This is a genomic window from Lysinibacillus contaminans (assembly GCF_001278945.1).
Lineage (GTDB): Bacteria > Bacillota > Bacilli > Bacillales_A > Planococcaceae > Lysinibacillus > Lysinibacillus contaminans.
Map to the genome: position 1 here is coordinate 1 of NZ_LGRV01000004.1, position 4,421 is coordinate 4,421.

Genomic DNA, 4,421 nt, shown 5'->3' on the forward strand with positions numbered 1-4,421 from the left:
TGATTACGTTTTGCATGTTCAGTTTTCAAGGTTCATGTCCGTTACTTGTTTAAGTAACTTTTTATACTTTAACATGTCGTCAACTTATTGTCAACACTTTGTTTTTTTATTATCTGTTGTTCGTTTGTTACCGTAACAACGTGATTAAATATATCATTTGGATTATCATTTTACAAGTGTTTAATTAAAGTAAAACTATTCAGCAAATAATTATTTGAGTTTCTTCTATCTATATAGCCAAAAGAAAAAACTCTACTCAGTTTAATATAGAGTAGAGTTTTTAAGTATTACATTATCTAACCCATATGAAATAGGCTAGGAATACGAAGAATAATCCGTACATCATTGGATGAATTTCTTTTTTACGTCCAGCTAATAACATTGTTACTGGGTAAAAAACAAAACCGATTGCGATACCAGTAGCGATTGAGTAGCCAAGGGGCATCATCAAAACTGTAAAGAAAGCTGGCACTGCAATTTCGAATTTATCCCATTCAATCAGACGTAATGATGAAACCATCAGGACACCCACAATAACTAGCGCAGGGGCTGTGACTGCCGAAGTAACAACTGCTAATAATGGTGAAAAGAATAATGCTATTAAGAATAGCACAGCCGTGACAACTGCTGCGAAACCTGAACGAGCACCTGCCGCTACTCCTGAAGTTGACTCTACATAAGCTGTAGTAGTTGAAGTACCGAATAAAGAACCGATTGTTGTCGCAAGGGCATCAGCCATTAAAGCTTTACTAGCACGAGGTAATTTATTGTCTTTTACTAAACCAGCTTGTGTGGCAACAGCCATCAATGTACCCGCTGTATCAAAAAAGTCAACGAACAAGAAAGTTAAAACTACTAATAGGAATTTAATATTTATTAATGAACCAAAATCATGAAAAATCGGGTCAAGTGCAACCATAAACGTTGAATCTACGCTTGGGATTGCCGCTACTATTCCTGTTGGTGGTGTAATAACACCAAAGATCATACCCACTATAGCTGTGATGACCATACCTAAGAAAATACCAATACTACGGAATTTAAGTATTAAAATAACTGAAAGGACGATACCGAATACAGCTAATAATGTCTCACCTTCGAATGTACCCAAGGTTACTAATGTCACATCATCATTCTTAACTATACCCGCACCCTGTAAACCTACAAATGTTATGAATAAACCAATACCAGCTGATACTGCATACTTAAGTTGTGCTGGAATTGCGTTAATGACTGTTTCACGAATACCTGTTAATGAAAGGATGATAAAAATAACACCAGAAAAGAATACACCAGTCAAACCAGTTTGCCACGGAATACCGTACGAACCTACTACTGTAAAAGCAAAGAATGCGTTCAATCCCATACCCGGTGCTAATGCAATCGGGAATTTCGCGAAAATACCCATAATAAGAGAACCAACTGCCGCCGCTAGTGCTGTTGCTACGAATACAGCACCTGTATCCATACCTGCATTACTTAACATAGTTGGGTTAACCGCTAATATATATGCCATCGCCAGGAATGTTGTAATACCACCGATAATTTCGCGGCGATAATTTGTACCAAGCTCATCGAACATGAAATACTTTTTCATTTTTTAAAAATCCTCCGTGTTGTCGTCTGCAACATCGAAAATAAAAAAAGACACGTTGACTACTTGTCACATGTCTACGATATATTTCAGCACTTCAAGCGTGTGAAATCTTTTAGCATTTATACATTTGTATAATACTAAATCGTAGTCAAGTTATTTACGGTAACTTGGTAGAAACTTACGGGCCTTATCCCCGACATTATACGACGACTTATTTAATTTACAAGAGTAATATATCATCTCAGATTTTAGATTTCAACCCCATTTCCGAACATTTATCTCGAAAACTTAAATAAAGTTCGTATAAAGTCCTTATTTACTATTCATGTTTCACTTGAAAACATGGCAAATAGCTACTTTCAAATATAAAAACCACTCTTCTTTTGAAACGTAATTATTGCTGGCCAACGAGTAATTACTCTATTTAAATCTCGCTAAACCATTGGTACATTTACACTTAAAGGGATTACGGTGAATAGCATAAGCCTCCTACCAATAAGACAAAAGGAAGCCTATATTGATATAGGCTTCCTTTATATTTTACAAGAATCTTAATATCGGCGATCCGTACGATTTAACGAATCTTCTAAGTTATTTGTTGTATCATGAATATCTGCCTCTTCACGACGAACCGTATCTGATACAGTTTCTGTATCTGTAACTATTCGTTTACCGACAATGATTTCTTCTGTAACTACATCTTTCTTCGTTACCTCTACTCGTTCCTCTGTCACTGGGATATGAATTCTTCCCTCTTCTTCATAGGCATGAGCCATACCGTCGCGGGCTTCCACACTTACATCACGTACCTCTTCATCAACAGGACGTCTTTCTACGTAAACTTCTTCACGCTCTACTGGCACTTCTACCGTTTGTTGTTCTTCCACTACATGTTTTTCTACATGTACTTCACCTGTTTGCACACGTTTTTTATCAACATGTAGGCGCTCTTCATGAAGTGCTAAACGCTCCTCGTCCATTTTCTCGTAATCACGGGCAAAAACATTATTCATTCCATAATTTTTTGTACCCTCATCAAAATAGGATCCATAGTGTTTATCAACATATAATAAATATTTACCCGCCTGTAACTCATCATAATAACGGTTTCGTTCCTCATCCGTTAAGCCCATTTGCGCAAAATACTGATCACGTACTAAATCTTCTCCCATCATAAATGCTTTAAATCGATCCCACCAAGATCCCTCTTTTGTTTCATTTACATAAGACGTCGAGCCTCGGTACATAGAGAGTTGCTCGTTGTGATTTGAGACGATATACATATCTTCCTCGCCATAACCTTGCGCACGAAGGCGATCCATTTCTTCTTGTAATTCCATTTCATTATTGTAAACACCATATAGTTTGTTATCACGTGTTTCCATGTTTCATTCCTCCATTTTGTTATATAGTTTTGGATATACCAGTCTGTTGTATAGGATTGGGTATATTACTTAATACCTCTTTACCTTAAAAATAAACTTACATAGTTAAAACACATCAATTTTTAACCCTCCTTTTATAAAAGACACAACATACTCCTTCTTGTAATGAAATTGAAAGAAAAAGAGTGTTTACTATATATTTCATTAATAATAAACAGCATTGATTTTTCCGAAGCCAATGACGGCATAAGAACCCACCGAACACTTTCAATGTATATATCGGGGTAAATAAAAAAACTCCCTTCTACCACAGTGTTTTACCTGTGATAAAAGAGAGTTGAATTTGAATATAATTGTTGCTGGTATTAAGGCAATTCTCAGCTCATAACTCCGGGAAACCATTGCTATGACTGCATTCTATCTTTTTAGGACTCTAGTTCTATTCCCACTCAATTTTAGTTGGTGACCCCCCTGTTTACAGCGTTATTATTTTTATATAATGGCTATGTCGTTTCAATGTCAAAATCAATTAGTGAGGAATGGATATCTGATGACGAATTTTTTGTCACCGAATCTGAAATTCAAGAGAATGTTAAACTCCATCATCAATTGAAAGAAAAACATAGGGAGATTTTAGTCTTCCTATGTTTTCATTCATATTATTTATCTGTTTGTTTTTGCTTTTTTTTCAAATACTCCGCACGTATTTTTTCAAGTTGCTGCTTTTTATCAAATTTTGCAGGCTTTTGTTTTTCATGATACTTTGCCACAGCCAGCTGACCTTTGGTATCCAATTGATATTTCCCCACTTTGTTCACCTACTTTTCTTGTCTTCAAAGAGAATCTATTCAACAAATATAATATACCTTATTTTACTGAAGTAAACCTTTTTACTTTATTAGTTTCCTGCCTAACCTTGCATATGTCAGTAAAAACTTGGTGAAAAATTCATAGTCAAATGGTATTCATTTTACTTTTCTTTACGAGCTTAAATTTGCTGATTCATTTTAAAGTCATCAATCAAGTCGCTAATTTTAACTAAAGATGAATTGTAATATTAAGCGCAACACCTTTAAGACAAAATAAAAGAAGCCCATAACGACCTCGTATAAAATGTAGTTACCACACCAACATTTAGAGGAGGAATCGTTATGAGCTATACTCATCTTACCATATCTGAACGCGCTAAAATAGAAGTCTATCTTGAATTAGGTTATTCCAAACGAGAAATTGCGAAGCAGCTAAAACGCAGCCCCTCGACCATTTCAAGAGAGCTGAATCGCCATACAAATTGGTCAGCCGAAGTAGCACACAATCACTATCAAACGAATAAATCGAACTGTGGTGCGAAGCTAAAACTAACATCAGATTTAAAAGAAGCTGTTCAAGAAAAGTTGGGCGAAACGTGGTCACCTGAACAGATTGTCGGCCGCTTGTAT

4 protein-coding genes and 1 riboswitch are annotated in these 4,421 nt (G+C 35.8%); of the genes, 1 reads left to right on the top strand and 3 read right to left on the bottom strand.

Annotated features, from left to right (window positions below; all coding sequences use genetic code 11):
* Positions 1–292: 292 nt before the first annotated feature.
* The 3 genes from AEA09_RS14720 to AEA09_RS20115 form a co-directional block, all read right to left on the bottom strand.
* Entirely contained in the window at positions 293–1,597 is a 1,305-nt protein-coding gene (locus AEA09_RS14720; RefSeq protein ID WP_053584729.1) for an NCS2 family permease, read from the bottom strand.
* A gap of 125 nt (positions 1,598–1,722) precedes the next feature.
* Positions 1,723–1,824, bottom strand: a riboswitch (purine riboswitch).
* Between the two features lie 324 nt (positions 1,825–2,148).
* Positions 2,149–2,982, bottom strand: a complete 834-nt coding sequence (locus AEA09_RS14725; protein WP_053584730.1) for a DUF2382 domain-containing protein — start codon at positions 2,980–2,982, stop codon at positions 2,149–2,151.
* Between the two features lie 659 nt (positions 2,983–3,641).
* Positions 3,642–3,791, bottom strand: coding sequence for a hypothetical protein (locus tag AEA09_RS20115; RefSeq protein ID WP_053584731.1), 150 nt, complete (start codon positions 3,789–3,791; stop codon positions 3,642–3,644).
* A gap of 342 nt (positions 3,792–4,133) precedes the next feature.
* Between AEA09_RS20115 and AEA09_RS20355 the strand changes: the two genes are divergently transcribed.
* The coding region (locus tag AEA09_RS20355; RefSeq protein WP_425412009.1) for a helix-turn-helix domain-containing protein at positions 4,134–4,421 on the top strand (288 nt) is incomplete at its 3' end.